This is a genomic window from Brevibacillus antibioticus (assembly GCF_005217615.1).
GTDB lineage: Bacteria > Bacillota > Bacilli > Brevibacillales > Brevibacillaceae > Brevibacillus > Brevibacillus antibioticus.
Window position 1 is genome coordinate 336636 of the sequence record NZ_SZNK01000001.1, and the last position, 16516, is coordinate 353151.

The window sequence follows — 16516 nt, forward strand, 5'->3', positions numbered from 1 at the left end:
AGTCAAAGTGAAATCAATGATGGTTTATCAGCAGGGGACTAGGTTACATGTGTTGGAAGGGGCACGAAATGGTGAAACGATTCTGTTCGTGCACCCCCAAGGAGGGACCTCGTCCATCTGGAACGACATGTTACCTTATTTTTCAGAGGATTTCCACATCATTTGTATGGATCTGCGTGGGCATGGACAATCAGAGCATGCGGCTACTGGCTACGATATCGGTACACAATGTGAGGATATACGGGCAGTTCTCGATCATGCTGGGGTAGATAGGGCGCATCTGATAGGCAATTCTCTCGGCGGAGATTTCGCCACCTTTTTTGCAGCGAGGTACCCTGACCGCGTGCATTCACTGATTAATTTGGATTCAGGCATGATTGATTTATTAGGTCCAAATGGAGAGCGTGAAGGATCAAAAGCTGAAATTTTGGAGCAGTATCGCAAGCGTGCAGTGCCAGCGTTTCAGCATCGAGAAGAGTTCGCTCCATACGGAAGGCAGCATTGGTATCCGTGGGACCCGTATTACGAAAAATGGTTTGAGCATGTGACGATCTACCCTCTGGCTGATGGACTGATTACGTATCAGATACCGACCGCGATTAACCTTCAAATTATGGAGACAGTCTGTGATCTGCACTATGAAGATGCCTACGCACAAATAAGATGCCCAGTTCTGTTTTTCCCGGCGGAGACTGAGCCAAAGCTCGATGTGAAGCTCTCTCTCATCCAAAAGGTTACCAGGCATCCGCAAAGCAAAACGGTAGTCATTCCAAACTCCAAGCACTTGATGCCGATCGATGCGCCAATCGCGACAAGCATGGAAATACTGACGTTTCTAAAAGGCTTGGTGCTTGACAGTCCTTCTGGATAACTGAGCACTGGCGTCAGGGACGAATAAGCAACTATTCACTGCTTCTTCTTTCTTTTCACTGGCAGGAAATAAGTGGTAAAATATCTGCAACCACTCGGCTATTTTGAATCTGGCATCGAAATACTGAGAGAGGTGGAGGCGGTTAGAAAATGGGGTATTTAGAAATAACGAAAAAGAATATAGAAACAGAGCACATATGCTGTGCATTAGGTGCAAAACAATACGAACATTCAGTAGCCGAGAAGAAGAAGTGGCTGGCAGAGCGAATGGATGAAGGCTTGGTTTTTTATCGCTTGGATGAGCGGGCAAAAGTGTTTATTGAATACTTGCCTGCGGAAATGGCATGGGTGCCTATTAAAGCGCCCAATTATATGTATATCAACTGCTTGTGGGTGTCTGGCAGATATAAAGGGAACGGGTATGCGAAACAATTGTTGCATCATTGCAAGGAAGATGCCATCAAACGTGGCATGGACGGGATCGTTCATATCGTAGGGAAGAACAAGTACCCGTATTTGAGCGAGAGGCGTTTTTTTGAGCATATGGGGTTTGAGCTGGCAGACCAAGCAGAACCGTATTTTCAATTAGTGGCATGGAAATGGAATGAACAAGCTGCTATGCCATCCTTTCATAAAACAGGAACCACTCCTTCAAAGGAAACAGGCATCACCATTTATTACACGGCACAGTGTCCATTTGCTGTTGGTGTTTTGGAAGAGCTGAGAAAAGTAGCGGAAGCAAAAAATGTCCCCTTTCATGCGTACAGGCTGACAACGAGGGAAGCAGCACAGAACGCGCCTGTCGTATGGACGACCTTTGGCTTGTTTTATCATGGTGAATTTATTACCCATGAAATCATGAGTGCCAACAAATTTGAAAAATGGCTAACAGAGCTTCTCGCACACCAAAAGCCCCGCCAATCCCAATAGGCGAGGGCTTGTTCGTGTCACTACTTGCTCGTTGGCGTGAAGTCTATGCCTTTTACATATTGCTGACTGTGAACGGCGAACTCTGCGGTCAGTGGGGAGATCGACTGCCAGTTGCGCACCGCGAGCACCACTTCCCTTGTAATCGCGGGTGACAGAGGGATCGCAACGACTTTGGGGATGACAGGTGGCATGTACAGCTCAGGCATGATGGTGACGCCGATATACTCCTGCACCATGGTCAAAATCGTATACACCTCACGCACTTCAAACGTAACCGTTGGGTTGATGTGATTCTCTTGCAGCATTTTTCGGATGCAGCCATCCTTTGGCATGATGAAACAGCGTTCCGCAATTTCGGAAAAACGAAGGGTCTGACTGTCCTTCAACGGATGGGTATCTGGCAAAATGACCATCATTTCGTCTTGTAAGAGCGGCAACGTTTGCATTTCCTTATCAGGCATAACGGTAAAAGCAATGTCGACAACCGAGCTGTGCAGCCAGTTGCTAATTTCATCACTGTCGCCTTCCAAAAGCAGGATGTCCACAGCCGGAAACCGCTTGCGAAAGCTGCCCAAAAGTCCAGGCAAAAAGCGGGAGGCGACGCTGGGGATCGAGGCAATACGCAAGGTGCCGGACGAAATCCCGCGGGCCACGTTTGCTTCCTCCGTCATGCAGGATGTGATGTTCAAGATGTCACGAGCGTGCGAAAGCATTCGTTCTCCGATGCTCGTCGGAGTGATCCCGCTGCGACTGCGCTGAAAAAGGCTGACGCCTAGCTCTTTTTCCAGGGACTGAATCATCTGCGAGACGGCGGATTGCGTAAAGCCGATTTCTTCTGCTGCCCGCGTGAAGCTACCAGCTTTTGCTGCGGCGACAAACACTTGCAGTTGGGTAAGCGTCATGTCTCCTCGTTCCTTTTCATTAGTTTTATCTTATGAAAAACATTATAAATCATTGTTTTACTAATGGAAAAGAGCTTCGTATAGTAAAAGACATCACCACCAAGCACATACGAGGAGGAACATAGATGCATCCCGAATGGCAGCGAATTGCAAATGAATTTATCGAGGCGACCTCTTACCGGGTAGGCGAGCTAGAAAAAGGCTGGGCCTCTCGTTATGATTTTTCCAAAAGACCAGCGACGTATTTGCGCTTTGAAGAGGTGTTTGCACGCATAGAATTGGGCAAGCCGCAGTTTCCAGCATCCGTCGATTTGTGGGAGGTCCTCGCTAATCGAAGATCCAAGCGTAATTTCTTGAAGCAGCCCATGACGCTTAACGAATTGAATCTCTTGCTGTGGGGGACACAGGGTATCACAGATGATATGGGAGACTATCAATTACGCACGACGCCATCTGCCGGAGCTCTGTATCCGATTGAGACGTACCTGATGATCAACAACGTGGAGGGACTCGAGAAGGGCCTGTATCACCTGGATGTACAGAACTGGTGCTTGGAGGGACTGAAGAAAGAAGACACGTCCGAGATTGCCTATCTGTTCACGGAAGAACAAGAGGTGACGAGACGGGCTGCTGTCAATTTCGTTTGGACAGCGATGGTGGATCGCACGAAAGATAAATACAAAGAACGTGCGTACCGCTATATTTGGTGGGATTCCGGGCACGTATCGCAAAATCTGCATTTGGTAGCAAACGGATTGGGGCTTGGGGTAACGACGATTGGTCACTGGATGGATCATGACATGAACGAATATTTAGGCATTGATGGCACGTCCCATCTGTCTGTTTTGATGGCATCAGTGGGCAAAATCGCAGGCGGACATTGGCTGACGGACCGACGACCGGAATAAGCAGGTAAAAAGGATGCGCATAAAAGCCGCATCCTTTTTTCATTTTGATGGTGTGCAGTTTCGTTTACTTCTTACTTGATTTTGCTGAGTGTACACGATAACATATGTTCTAAATAAGAGTGATAACCATTATCAAAGTATGGAAGTCTAAGAGAAGAGGGTGACCGTTGTGTCCATTGCCAAAATCATTCGAGAGCGCCGCTCTATTAAAAAAGACTATAAACCAGATACTGTGCCCGAAGAACTTGTTCTGGAGCTGTTGAATGACGCCGTATACGCGCCGAACCATTGTATTCGTGAGCCATGGAGATTTATGTTTGTATCTTCAGAGAAAAAAGAAGCGTTTGTCGAGAAGTTGATCACCTGCTATCCGCCAGAAGCCCATCAGGCGCGCAGAGACATGTACAACCAGCCAGCAGCTTATTTGGTCGTTATCATGAAAGAAGATCCGCGCCAAAAACTATGGGAAGAAGATTTCAGTGCGACGGCTGCTCTCATTCAAAACTTCCAGTTGCTTGCATGGGAGCGTGGACTAGGCGTTGTGTGGAAAACAAACGCGCACAACTGGGACCCGAAGGCACACGCTATTGTGGGTGTTTCGCCAGGAGAGAAAATCGTTGGTTTCCTGCACCTCGGTTTTTTCGATCAGGAAAATGTACCAGCAGCTCGCACACGCACACCTGCCGAAGAAAAGTTCACTCGGTTCGAATAAACGAAAAAACGAGACCATTCGAGGGTCTCGTTTTTTTGTAACTACTTTGCTGCTGCTTCCTGTGCTACGACTTTTACCATACTGGAAATGATTCCTAGATGGATGGACTCGTGCATGAGGGCAAAGTTAAAGACTTCTCCTACCGTCGTAAATTGGAAGGGACCCATTGTAATGGGGGCAGGCAAAGCTGCTTCTAGCTGCTCAGGGGTAACGGAGGCCAGCAGATCTAGTTGTACGGACAAGTAGTGAATGAGTTCATCTTTCGAGGGAGGTGCAGTCGTCCAGTCAGAAGGCTTCGTTCCCGTCTGAAAAAGAGTAGAGTAAGAAGCGGGCAGGTCAGATTGGTAAGGCAAGCCGATGGACAGGAAATGCTGAAAACAAAAGACGATATGCCCGATATTCCAGCGAAGTGTATTTGAAAAAGCGGGAGATTGAACATCCAATAGCTCCTCAGGAATCATGGGAATCTGCTGCAGACCAATTTGACGAACGGATGTGGCAGAAGTGATCATGCTTTGAGACATGAGACAAAACCTCCCTATTATTTTCCTATGATTGACAGCGCTCTTACCGTCATCTAAAGTGTACGTCGTAGGGGAAAACGCAACAATCATGCTTTTCCGATGAGAATGATTAGTAAAAATGATCATGGGCGCAAGGGGTGAAGCAATGGAACTCAGGCAATTGGAGTATTTTATGGCAATATGTGAGGAAATGCATTTTTCCCGGGCCTCAGAAAAGCTGTGTACCTCTCAGTCCAACCTCAGCCAGCAAATCAAGTTTTTAGAGAATGAGCTGGGTGTCCCGCTGTTTGACCGCTTGGGCAAGCGAATCACGCTGACAGAAGCAGGAAAGGTATTGCTGGAGCAGAGTCGGCATATTTTTTCCCATATCGACTACGCACGTGAAGCAATTGCAGCCATGAAAAACAACGAAGGGGGCACGCTCACGATCGGTGTCCTGCCTGGCGATGCCGACTTGTTGTTTGATGCTCTTCTTGTAGAATTCCACCGCTTGTATCCGAAAACATCCTTATCCGTCATAGAATCTACAAGAATCGTGGAGCAAATCACATCCGGCGAGATTGATTTGGGCGTGACGGTGTTACCTGAGCCGGATGAGAGAATCACTGTTATTCCGCTATTTCATGAAGAGTTCGCGCTTGCCGTTCATCGCACACATCCACTCGCCAAGGAAAAGGCAATCAAGTTTGGGGAGCTTCAAGAGGTAAAAATGGTGATGTTTCCGCCGGATCATCAAGCAAGACAGCTCATCAATCGCTATTGCATACAGGAAGGCTTTCGTTTGCAGCCTCATATCGAAACAACTACACTCCAGTCTCAATTGAGTCTTGTAAAAAAGGGGATCGGGGGCTGTATCCTGCCTAGCTTATTGCTGCAAAATGTAAACGACGACGAGATTGCGATCATCAATCTCTTGCATCCGACACCGAGCCAAGACATCTGTCTGGTTTATCGCAAGGACAAATATATGGGGTTCGCCGCTCGTACCTTCATCGATACGCTACAAGCGTATATTCAATCGGCCATCGACAACGCCCAGGCTTCCGCCATCAATAATAATCACTCGTAAGATTTTCCTTTCCTTGGTAAAATACATATCATAACGAACAGTACGATCTGGTCGATGGGAGGAAGTTCACATGCATCCAAAAAAAGTCCCCCGTTAATCCCGAGGTCCTCCATTCATGTATTTGTGTCAGCTCACCTCAAAAAATATCAAGGGAGATGTACGTAAATGAACATGAATGGACCTGTAAAAATTTCTCGAAGTGAACGATTTCAAACCTGCCAAGAAATTGCTGCGAGATTGCATGCCGTGTACAAAGAAAAGATTCTGGCCATTGGGGTGTATGGTTCCATTTCTCGTGGGACAGACGGCCCTTATTCGGATATCGAGATGTTTTGTGTACTAGAAGAAACAGGGGAAGAAATAGAATTTAGCTACGAATGGTCAGCGGGACCTTGGAAGGCGGAAGTGAATGTGTGCAGTGCAGATGTTTTGCTAAACACTGCCGCTACTGTTGAGGATGATTGGCCGCTGACACATGGCCCATTCTTTTCTCCGCTGAGTCTGTACGATCCGAAGGGCTTTTTTGAAACGCTCAAAAAAGCAGCGGAATCACCGGCGCAGGAAGAGTTCACAGAGAATATCAACGGTATTCTCGTAGGGGAAATGTACGAGTTTATTGGCAAGTTGCGAAACGTAAATCTAGACGGTCCACATACCTATCTGCCCTATTTAGCCATGCAATTTGCCCAATACGGTGCGATGTTGATCGGGCTGCATAACCGAAAGCTGTACTCGACAGGGGCCAAGGTTTTGCCAGAAGCGCTGGAATTGCCGCATCGCCCGGCTGGATACGATCAGGTAGCCAGATTGGTAATGGCGGGAGATCTGACTGATCCAGTAAAAATCGTTACTGCTTGCGAAGCATTCTGGGATGGTCTCCAAGAGTGGGCTGCACAACATCACTATGTGATTCATTCAGAGCGAATTCCTTTTTAATGGATAAAAAAACAAATGAGACCCTTTGTACGTAGGGGTCTCAACCTTCCAAGAAAGCCTTGCTTCCTAGCGAGGCTTTTCTTTTTTTGCTTACTCAACTTTGCCGCTCAAATGCTCATGAATGAGCTTCCATTCATCTGTCTCCGTTTTCGTAAAAATATTCGTGGCTCTGCCACTTCCCTTGACGAATTCCCCGTTATAATAGCCTTGATATTCATACGTATATACACAGCTAGCGGATCTTTGATCGACAGCAATCCACTGGACATCCGTAGCCGCATAGACTTCATCCTTGATCAGATGCCATGCATTTTCAAAGTAAGCGCGGATCTCACTCATCGATGTACAAGTCTTGTCGGAAAACCAGTAAATAGCATTCGGATGAAGCACTTTCTCTACATTGGCAAAGTCATGTGTATTAGTAGCGTCCATATATTGCGCGAACGCCTGTTTATATCCTTCCACAAATGATCCCTCTCTCCGCTATAAATGGTCTATTTATCCATATTTTATAGGTTTGCGGCAAAGAAAAAAAGCCCGCCCGATGTAGAAGGGGGCTATTCGGGCGGAAATGGAGGACGTAATGTCCATCGTAGGGTCTGACACATTCATGATAGTTGTCTGATGTTAAGGAAGAGTAGAGAGAACATGAAGCATTTGTTAATTTTTAGGGTTTGTATAAATGCCGAGGGGCAAGCACCCGTTTTTTTTCTATTTGATCGCTGGAATAGACAGGCATCCATACAGGGGAGATGCAACTGTCATAAGCTGAATGCAGTACTGATCCTTGCCAGCAGATCGGTGCTTCCATCTGATCTCAATGAGAGGAGGAGAGAAGATCATGGGTTGCAATCGCGATGGTTTCGGCTTTTTTGGTGGCGGGTTCATTTGGATTCTCATTATTATTTTTCTAGTGATTTGCTTTTTTGATGATTAAGGTACGATTGCAAAGAAAAGACTCTGTGCTCTTATACGAGAGACAGAGTCTTTTTTCCGGTACTACTTCAAATGCTGCAAAAACTGACGTGTGCGTTCCTCACGCGGTTTTGCGAACAAATGGGAAGGTGTATCTCGCTCCACGATGACGCCTTGGTCCATGAAAATCACCTCATCGGCAACTTCACGGGCGAACCCCATCTCGTGCGTGACGACGATCATTGTCATTCCTTCCTGGGCAAGCTCCTTCATCACCTTCAACACTTCGCCAACGAGCTCCGGGTCGAGAGCGGAAGTAGGCTCGTCAAATAGCATGACTTGCGGGTCCATCGCCAGTGCCCGAGCAATCCCAACGCGCTGCTGCTGTCCGCCAGATAACTGTGCGGGAAAATGGTCCAGCTTGTCGCCAAGACCAACCTTTGTCAGGAGAGCAGCGGCTTTCGCACGTGCTTTCTCTTTATCTTCTTTTTTGACAGTGACGGGCCCCTCCATCACATTTTCAAGGGCTGTCATGTGCGGGAACAGATTGTAGTTTTGAAACACCATCCCGGTTTGCTTCCGCAGCTTCGGAATAGTTGTTCTCTCTACTTTTTTGGAAAAGTCCAGCTTGACGTCCCCAATCTGGACGCTGCCGCTGGTCGGAACCTCAAGTGCATTCAGGCAGCGAAGTAAGGTTGTTTTCCCGGAGCCAGAAGGACCGATGATAACGACTACCTTTCCTTTTTCCACCGAGAGGGAAATGCCTTTGAGCACATGTAAGGTGTTGAATTGTTTATGCACATCCGTGATCGTAATCATTCGTTTTCACCTGCTTTTTAGACATAACGGTCCAGCTTGCTTTCGATGCGATCCTGGATAATGGAGAGTACGAAGCAAATCACCCAGTAGATAAGGGCCGCTTCCGCATAGACGAGCAACGGCTCATATGTCGCAGCGACGACTTCTTGGGCTTTGCGAAACATCTCCGGTACGAGAACGACCGAAGCCAGCGAAGTATCCTTGACCAAACTAATAAACGAGTTGGACAAAGGAGGAATGGAGACGCGAGCTGCCTGAGGGAGCACGACCCTGCGCAGTGCTTGCCAGTAGGTCATTCCCAGGGAGTAGGCTGCTTCCCATTGTCCTTTTTGAATCGACAAGATCGCGGCACGTACTACCTCGGAAGAGTAGGCACCGACGCTGAGAGAGAAGCCGATGATTGCCGACGGTATCGGATCGATCATCAAGCCGACGCTCGGCAAGCCATAAAAAATGATGAACAATTGGACCAATAAAGGGGTACCGCGAATGATCGATACATAAAAGCGGGCGATGCCAATCAGCGGCTTAATGCCGGATAGTCGTGCCAGCGCAGTGAGAACGGCAAGGATCAGACCAATGAAAAAGGCAGCGATGGCGATTGTTAAAGAATAGAGCAAGGCTCCTTTCAACAGAGGAAGAAAGGAGCTTTGCGCGATATCGATCCATCGGTTCAGGCGTTCTGGGTTTTCAAAGAAGCTACTTAGAGACATCTGCACCAAACCATTTCTCTGATATTTTTGCGAGGGTACCATCTTTCGTCATGTCATCCAGTGCTTTGTTGAATGCATCAACCAGCTCTGTGCTGCCCTTGCGGAAGAGGAAGCCGTTTTTCGCTACGTTCGGATCTTTTGCGATAATTTTGATCGGAACATCAGGCTTTTGCTTCATGAAGTCCAACAGGGAAATCCCATCGTTGATCGTAACGTCTACACGCTTGGAAACAAGCAGGTCAATCGCTTGGTTAAAGCCTTCCACACCGACGATTTCCGCTCCGTTTTTCTTCGCGATATCTGTGAGGTTGCTCGTCAATGTTTGCGCTGCCTTCAGACCTTTAATGTCCGCAAAGCCTTTTACGGTTGTGTTGTCTTTATGGGTGACAAGGACTGCTGTGGAAACGGTATATGGATTGGAGAAATCGTATTTTTCCTGACGATCAGGGCGAATGCCTACCTGATTCGCTACGACATCAAAGCGCTTGGAGTCAAGTCCAGCGAACATGGCATCCCATTGTGTTTCTTGAAACACAGGTTCGACGCCGATGCGCTTTGCTACCTCTGTCACGACCTCCACATCATAGCCTGTCAGCTTGCCAGACTGATCGTGGAACGTAAACGGCGCGTATGTGCCCTCGGTTCCGATCAGCATTTTACCGTCAGCTTTTACTTTTTCCAACAAGTTTTGTTCTTTTTTCTCTTCTGTTGGGGCAGGAGCGGCACTATTTTGCGGTGATTGTCCTGTTGAAGACGACCCGCAACCTGCCAATGCGACTAACAGAGTGGAAGCGAGAAGGGAAAATAATAGTTTTTTCATAAAGTAACCCCCACTAAACCGATGTGAATTTGAATAGGAACATACTAAAAGGGACAGACAATTTTGTCAACGGCTAAGAATTACTTCGTGATATCTTCGCCGAACCATTTGACGGAAATTTTGGAAAGGGTGCCGTCCTGCTGCATCTCATCGAGCACCTTGTTAACCGCATCAATCAATTCCGTGCTACCTTTGCGGAACATGAAAGCGGTTGGTTGGCCTTCTGTATTTTTCGCCACGACTTTGATTGGCGTATCCGGCTTTTGTTTCAGGAAATCAAGCACCGACAAATTATCGTTGATCACTACGTCCACGCGTTTTTGCGCGATCAGGTCAATCGCCTGATTAAAGTTGTCTACACCGACGATTTCTGCCTCATGGGAGCGTGCGAGGTCAGCGTAATTGCTGGTCATGGATTGTCCGGCTTTTAAGCCTTTAATATCCTTGAAGTCTTTGACGGTGTTATTGTCCTTGTGCGTGACCAAAACCGCACGGGAAATCGTATATGACTTGGAGAAATCGTACTTTTCCTGACGATCAGGACGGATTCCTACCTGATTGGCAATGACGTCAAAGCGTTTGGAGTCGAGTCCCGCAAACATGGCATCCCACTGGGTTTCCTGGAACACAGGCTCTACACCGAGTCGCTTGGCAACCTCCGTGATTACTTCCACATCATAGCCAGTCAATGTGCCCGACTGATTATGGAACGTAAACGGAGAGTATGTACCTTCCGTACCAATGACGAGTTTCTTCTCGGCTTTCACTTTTTCCAGCAGATTTTGCGAAGCTGCTTGATCAGCAGGCGGAGTCGTATTATTCGGCTGAGAAGGAGAACCGGAAGTGCTGCAGCCAACCATTCCCAGTAGCAGACAAGAGAGTAAGGTAGAAAGAATGACTTTTTTCATGTTGTAATCCCCTTTATGTTAATCGGATTTCATGGATTCATAGTAGTGGTCGTTCATGCCTTTGTCAATCTTTAAATTGTTAAATCCTATTCGATTACTTTGAATTGAGATTTATGCAGCTGCGGTGAAGAGAAGAATATTTCCAGTCTAGGCTCCAGGCTCCGTCCTGCTGGGGGTAAAGACTGTCCGCTCCGAAGGGATTCGCGGGGAAACGCAAAAGTGGTAGCCGCTACGTCGCGTGGGCACGGTTGCGTTTCTTTTGCCCGCGAATCCCTTCTCCGCTCGGTAGGACTCCCCAAGTCGCTACGTCTGGAAATATTCTTCTCTGTCGTAACTGAGGGCATCTCTTCATTCTTTTAAATCTCTAAAAGCCCGTTTAAACAGGGAAAGCTCGTAGAGGAAACAGGAGAAAACAGCGAAGATCTTTGGTACACCGACCGAGACGCAATGCAAAAAGCGAAACACGCTCTTAAGCGTCCACCTCTGAAACACATCCTGAAAGGACGACTTTGGACGCGGTTTCGCTTTTTGCATGGAGTCGGGCAGTCAAACCCACAGCGGGTGGGACAAGAAGCTGAGCGTTTTCTCCTGTTTCCTCGACACCACTACAGAACGTTTACACTTTTTATCCCTTTTAAGTTTCTCCATTCACGCAGTAGCTATGTGCATGAGACGAAAACTTGGCGCAGAAGTAGTGGTTGAGGTTCCCCGTCAAGAAGCGTACAATTAGTACGAATTGAAAGGCCTACAAGCAATGACGTGCTTGTTCTTCATAGGAGAGCGCACCGACAAAAGGAGTCAATCAACATGTTAAACGACTGGCGTATGTATACAGATGGAAGTGGAATCGAGCAAAAGCATGTAGCTTGGCATGAAGTACTGAAGGAAATCGCTCAATTGGATGGAGTAACCCGAACGTTGGTTCACGCAGCGTACGGAGACCATGTTGATTTGGTCGTAGCAGGCGGGAACAACGGCAAAGTATTGGTGCAATGGAAAGAACACGAGCCTTCTGAACAGCACTTTGTCCTTGCGGCAGACAAGCAATCGGCGGTGATGTCCACACTCGTCATTGAGGGTAGTGAGGTTGCCTTCCCCCTTTCCTGGTGTGTTCCGCTTGAGCAGGTTGTTCCCTTGTGCGGGGATTTGCTCCGAACATGTGAAAAAGGGGAGCCGGCAAAACTCGAATGGCTTCCGGTAGAAATGTAGGCAGGAGGGCAGCATGGAACTACAAACGTTGCAGCAGTCCATCCTCATCATGGCCGTCATCATTGGGATCGGTAGCTTAATCGGCTACCGACAACCCTTGACTGCGGACTCCCGCCAACTCGTCATCACGATTATTATTAACGTGGCCATGCCGTGCATTATTTTAGACGGGATCTTTCAGACAACCATTGATCAACAAATTCTATACCAAATTTTTGTAATATTCTTCATTTCTATTATCCTGAACTGCTTGGGTATTTTCATCGGCTGGTTAGGTGCGCGTGCTCTTCCGCTTCCTGTGAAAAAACGCCGGGAGATCGCGCTCTTGTCTGGCTTGGGGAATACAGGCTTCATCGGTTTACCGCTTTGTGCAGCATTGTTCGGGCCAAAAGGGGCACTCTTGGCAGCGATTTTTGACGCAGGTGTGGATGTTGTGCTATGGACAGTAGGGGTGATGATGCTCCAGGGAAAAGGAAGCTTTTCCTTGAAAGGGCTCAAGACACTCATCAACATCCCGATGATCGCGATTGTATTTGGACTCGGTTCTGCCATTATTGGGTTTGTGCCTCCTGAGCCTGTGAAGCAGCTGTTTGGAACGCTGTCCAAGCTCGCCTCTCCGTTAGCCATGATGTATATTGGTATGCTTTTGCCTATGTTTTTGCGCAACAAACCACAAGTATCCTTGAAGCTTTTGAGCATGCCACTCACGTTTAAATTAGTTGTTTTTCCGCTGATGACGGCGTTTCTTTTGTCCGTTTTTTCAATCGACAGTGATATCGTCAGCGTTTCCCTTGTGCAAGTAGCAATGCCCACCCTGACATTGGCCTCGATTTTGTTCGGGCGTTATGCGGCGGATGAGGAGATGGGGGCCATGACGACGGTTTGTTCCACCTTGCTGGCGCTCTTGTCCATCCCGGTTGTTCTGGTCATGGGAAATTGGCTTTTGCACTAATCTCTCGCCAATCTCAGTCATAGTGAAACGAAACAGAGGTAACCTATGTCTAACAAGTAAAGAATGACGAAAATGATGATGAGGGATGGAGGAACAACAATGAAAGGCAAATCGATTTTGGCTGTTGCCCTGACACTGCAAGTGTTGGCGGCTTATCCTGTGCAGGCGGCAGTGACTAGCACACCACAAACAACGACAAATGCGATACTGGTAAACGGAGAGCAATCTTCCTTGGCAAAAGCACCGATTCTCGTCCAGCAGCGTACCTATGTAACTGCCGAGGATGCGAGTCGGATTTTAGGAGGCACTTGGAAACAGGATGCAACGAATGGAGAAATGAAGCTGGCAAAAGGGACGCTGACGTTCCAACTCGTTACAGGAAAAGTAGCGTTGAATGGCAAGTGGCTGTTAGATGGGCAGGGCGCAATCGTGCGTGACAAGCAAGTGTATGTGCCGTTGAGATGGATGGCAGAGCAGGCCGGACATCAAATCACGTGGAATGCCGAGAAAAAGGCGGTGGAAATTGTGATGGCTGGGGAAGAGAGTGCCTTTACGCTTGTCGATGCCGATAAGCTGACAGAACAGGAACGTACATTTATTGAATCGGTAAAAGAACAGCAAGGCATTCACAAGCAGGGAGATCTTTATGTCATCGCACGCGGGTCCTCACCGAATCCTGGCTACGGACTGCAGGTAACCAAAGTCGAGCAGAGCTTGGAGCAGCTTTTTGTGTATGTCAAACAAACGCAGCCTGATCCAGGCAAAATGTATCCGCAAGTGATTTCCTATCCGTATTTGGCGGCAAAAGTGAAGCTGCCACCTTACACGACGATTTCCTTTCTAGATGCAGAGACGAAGAAGCCGCTGTTTCCCACAGAGGGCAACGGAAGCCGATAAAAAAAATCGAACAAACGACGCAGAGGGCCTGCTAACGAGGAGCACGTAGCAGGCCCTCTTGTTTTTGTGTAACTCCTGATGTAAGATATGGTTGTGATTTCCTATCCCTTGAGAAATGGAGGTGTGTGTACGTGTCCGGAACTCTTCAAGCATGGTTTGTGGTAGAAACTTCCAGTATGACGCATGATTTTACATTCAACGGGACCAGTCTGTCCTTTTTTGCGCATACAACTGAACGGAGTTTCCATAGGCGTACCATGCATCGATCAGGGGCGGTTTGTTCTTGTCTATAATGGGTAACTGACGTAAGGTCGGTCCCTTTCACGATGCCGCAGGTAATGGCCTGCGGCTTTTTTGCGTCCACTCGTACGTGCGGTGTGGTCTCAAAATTGTGCCGGGGCCACCAGGAAATCCATTATTTTGAACCGTTACCAACATTTCTAGGAGGAAACTATCATGATTATTGTCGCGACACAGCAGTTGCAGAAATCGTACGGAGCCGATCCGGTTTTACAAGATATCACATTGGAAATAAAGGCAGGAGAACGCGTCGGAATCGTCGGACCGAATGGAGCAGGCAAAACCACGTTGTTCAAGCTGTTGGCAGGTATCGAAAGCCCAGATTCTGGTGAGCTTTTTCGGGCAAAAGGAACGATATGGGCGTACCTGCCGCAAACGCCGAAGTATCCGGCGGAGTGGACGGGGGCGGATGTTGTAGCCAGTGCTTTTGCGGATGTCATCAAGCTGCAGGAGCAGATGCGCGAGCTCGAGCAACAGATGGGTTTGCTTTACGAAAATGAACAAGAGCTAAACCGCCTCATGCTGCGCTATCAAAAGCTGCAAGATGAATTTGAACAACGGGATGGCTATCAGTGGGAGACGAAAATGGCCCAGGTGACACAGGGCTTGGGAGTGAGTTCGGAGCTGTTAGCGACACCTTTTGCCCAGCTCAGTGGTGGGGAAAAGACGAAGGCTGGCCTTGCAAAGCTACTCTGCCAACAAAGCGATGTTCTGCTCTTGGATGAGCCGACCAACCATTTGGATGTGGAGTCGATGGAGTGGCTAGAGGAGTTTTTGAAAAATTATCAAGGCACGATCCTGATCATCTCCCATGACCGTTATTTTTTGGATGCGGTCGTCACGTCTGTCTATCATGTGGACGGAGGGGAAGCTGAATTTTATATCGGCAATTACAGTGCGTTCGCTACGGAGCGTGAGGAGCGCTTGTTGCGCCAGTTTGCCGCTTATCAGGAACAGCAGAAACAAATCAAGAAAATGAAAGAGACAATCAAACGGCTCAAGGAGTGGGGCAATCGCTCCAATCCACCGAACGAGGCGTTTCACCGAAGGGCAAAAAGCATGGAAAAAGCACTGGCGCGGATCGAGCGTATCGAGCGACCGAAAATGGAAGCAGATCGCATGGGCTTGCAGTTTATGAAAACCGACCGAAGCGGGCAGGATGTGCTGAAAGCGACGGGTGTACAGAAAACATTTGGCGGAAAGCAGTTGTTTGCGGACGCTAGCTTTTTATTGCGCTTCGGGGAGCGAAAAGCACTGCTCGGACCAAATGGCTGCGGCAAATCTACCTTAATCCGCATGATGCTGGGAGAAGTTGAGCCAGACGCAGGTACGCTCAAAATTGGCAGTAGTGTAAAGGTAGGTTACTTGTCACAGCAAGCTTTGGAAGGGGATCAAAACCAGCGGCTGATTGACGTTTTCCGTGAGGTCGCCAGAGTGACGGAGCCGGAAGCACGACATTTACTGGCGCGGTTTATGTTTTACGGTGAACAAGTTTTCAAGCGGATCGGGCAGTTGAGCGGCGGAGAGAGGATGCGACTGCGACTGGCGCAAATGATGCATCAGGAAATCAACCTGCTCATTTTAGACGAACCGACCAACCATCTGGATATTGAAGCGCGAGAAACATTGGAGGAAGCGTTGGCGGATTTTCGCGGGTCGTTATTTATCATCTCGCATGATCGTTATTTCCTGCAAAAGATGGCAGATGGTGTGTTTTGGGTAGAAAATAAGCGGCTGGTTCACGATGTGGGTTCCTATGAAGAAGCAAGGGAAAAACAAAGACAGAGGATCGCTGCACGCGCCAATAAGCCAGAAGAAATAGAGCGAAAGCAGCCAGCAGTCAAGCAAGTCCAAGAGACTGCCATGACGAATACGACAGCTAAACGTCCGAATCCATACAAGCTGGCAGAGCTTGAACAAAAAATAGCATCACTAGAAGGAAGAAAAGGTGAACTGACGGTCTTGCTCCAGAGTGAAGGGGCAGATTACGAGCAGCTAGTGGCTTGGCAACAAGCGATCGATCAGGTGCAGCAGGAGATAGACGGAACCTTTACGGCTTGGATGGAGCTACAGGAACAATAAGCTGTAATAAAAATAGCACCGCCAGCAAAGTGTTGAATGCTGGCGGTGCT

The 16516-nt window shown here is 48.0% G+C and carries 17 protein-coding genes; 10 read left to right on the forward strand and 7 right to left on the reverse strand.

Annotation, left to right across the window (positions count from 1 at the left end):
• The first annotated feature begins 16 nt into the window (after window positions 1-16).
• Window positions 17-871: an alpha/beta fold hydrolase gene (locus tag E8L90_RS01550; RefSeq protein WP_244297477.1), complete on the forward strand. Its 855-nt coding sequence runs from the start codon at window positions 17-19 to the stop codon at window positions 869-871.
• A gap of 149 nt (window positions 872-1020) precedes the next feature.
• A complete protein-coding gene (locus tag E8L90_RS01555) occupies window positions 1021-1800 on the forward strand; it encodes a GNAT family N-acetyltransferase (RefSeq protein WP_137027703.1) in 780 nt (259 codons plus the stop codon).
• A gap of 20 nt (window positions 1801-1820) precedes the next feature.
• Here the strand turns inward: E8L90_RS01555 and E8L90_RS01560 are convergent, their stop codons facing one another.
• Window positions 1821-2702: a LysR family transcriptional regulator gene (locus tag E8L90_RS01560; protein ID WP_137027704.1), complete on the reverse strand. Its 882-nt coding sequence runs from the start codon at window positions 2700-2702 to the stop codon at window positions 1821-1823.
• A 125-nt stretch (window positions 2703-2827) separates the two neighbouring features.
• Between E8L90_RS01560 and E8L90_RS01565 the strand changes: the two genes are divergently transcribed.
• Both E8L90_RS01565 and E8L90_RS01570 read left to right on the forward strand, forming a co-directional pair.
• On the forward strand, window positions 2828-3610 hold the full coding sequence (locus tag E8L90_RS01565) for a SagB/ThcOx family dehydrogenase (RefSeq protein WP_015892568.1): 783 nt from the start codon (window positions 2828-2830) through the stop codon (window positions 3608-3610).
• 160 nt (window positions 3611-3770) lie between these two features.
• Window positions 3771-4322 (forward strand): nitroreductase family protein, encoded by a 552-nt coding sequence (locus tag E8L90_RS01570; protein WP_208759411.1) that lies wholly within the window; start codon window positions 3771-3773, stop codon window positions 4320-4322.
• Between the two features lie 41 nt (window positions 4323-4363).
• On the opposite strand, the gene E8L90_RS01575 is transcribed toward E8L90_RS01570, so the two are convergent.
• Window positions 4364-4846: a DinB family protein gene (locus tag E8L90_RS01575; protein ID WP_137027706.1), complete on the reverse strand. Its 483-nt coding sequence runs from the start codon at window positions 4844-4846 to the stop codon at window positions 4364-4366.
• A gap of 145 nt (window positions 4847-4991) precedes the next feature.
• Here E8L90_RS01575 and E8L90_RS01580 point away from each other — a divergent pair, with 145 nt between their 5' ends.
• Window positions 4992-5915, forward strand: a complete 924-nt coding sequence (locus E8L90_RS01580; protein ID WP_137027707.1) for a LysR family transcriptional regulator — start codon at window positions 4992-4994, stop codon at window positions 5913-5915.
• A gap of 165 nt (window positions 5916-6080) precedes the next feature.
• Window positions 6081-6851 carry an ANT(4')-I family aminoglycoside nucleotidyltransferase gene (locus E8L90_RS01585; RefSeq protein ID WP_137027708.1) on the forward strand — a complete coding sequence of 257 codons (771 nt, stop codon included), beginning with the start codon at window positions 6081-6083 and terminating at the stop codon, window positions 6849-6851.
• Between the two features lie 90 nt (window positions 6852-6941).
• On the opposite strand, the gene E8L90_RS01590 is transcribed toward E8L90_RS01585, so the two are convergent.
• The 5 genes from E8L90_RS01590 to E8L90_RS01610 all read right to left on the reverse strand — a co-directional run bounded on the left by E8L90_RS01590 (window position 6942) and on the right by E8L90_RS01610 (window position 11026).
• Window positions 6942-7316 carry a YybH family protein gene (locus tag E8L90_RS01590; RefSeq protein WP_015892563.1) on the reverse strand — a complete coding sequence of 125 codons (375 nt, stop codon included), beginning with the start codon at window positions 7314-7316 and terminating at the stop codon, window positions 6942-6944.
• Between the two features lie 534 nt (window positions 7317-7850).
• Entirely contained in the window at window positions 7851-8585 is a 735-nt protein-coding gene (locus E8L90_RS01595) for an amino acid ABC transporter ATP-binding protein (protein WP_137027709.1), read from the reverse strand.
• Window positions 8586-8602: 17 nt separating this feature from the next.
• Entirely contained in the window at window positions 8603-9298 is a 696-nt protein-coding gene (locus tag E8L90_RS01600) for an amino acid ABC transporter permease (RefSeq protein ID WP_016743060.1), read from the reverse strand.
• On the reverse strand, window positions 9285-10118 hold the full coding sequence (locus E8L90_RS01605; RefSeq protein WP_015892558.1) for an amino acid ABC transporter substrate-binding protein: 834 nt from the start codon (window positions 10116-10118) through the stop codon (window positions 9285-9287). The genes E8L90_RS01600 and E8L90_RS01605 overlap by 14 nt, the downstream gene beginning before the upstream one ends.
• 80 nt (window positions 10119-10198) lie before the next feature.
• Window positions 10199-11026 (reverse strand): amino acid ABC transporter substrate-binding protein, encoded by an 828-nt coding sequence (locus E8L90_RS01610; RefSeq protein WP_015892557.1) that lies wholly within the window; start codon window positions 11024-11026, stop codon window positions 10199-10201.
• An 807-nt stretch (window positions 11027-11833) separates the two neighbouring features.
• Here E8L90_RS01610 and E8L90_RS01620 point away from each other — a divergent pair.
• The 4 genes from E8L90_RS01620 to abc-f all read left to right on the forward strand — a co-directional run bounded on the left by E8L90_RS01620 (window position 11834) and on the right by abc-f (window position 16466).
• Complete coding sequence (locus tag E8L90_RS01620) at window positions 11834-12235, forward strand: hypothetical protein (RefSeq protein ID WP_015892556.1); 402 nt, start codon at window positions 11834-11836, stop codon at window positions 12233-12235.
• Window positions 12236-12248: 13 nt separating this feature from the next.
• Window positions 12249-13187, forward strand: a complete 939-nt coding sequence (locus E8L90_RS01625; protein ID WP_137027711.1) for an AEC family transporter — start codon at window positions 12249-12251, stop codon at window positions 13185-13187.
• 99 nt (window positions 13188-13286) lie between these two features.
• The gene (locus E8L90_RS01630; protein ID WP_137027712.1) at window positions 13287-14084 is read left to right on the forward strand and encodes a stalk domain-containing protein; all 798 of its coding nucleotides are present in this window, start codon (window positions 13287-13289) and stop codon (window positions 14082-14084) included.
• Window positions 14085-14540: 456 nt separating this feature from the next.
• A complete protein-coding gene (gene abc-f / locus E8L90_RS01635; RefSeq protein WP_137027713.1) occupies window positions 14541-16466 on the forward strand; it encodes a ribosomal protection-like ABC-F family protein in 1926 nt (641 codons plus the stop codon).
• Window positions 16467-16516 lie beyond the last annotated feature (50 nt).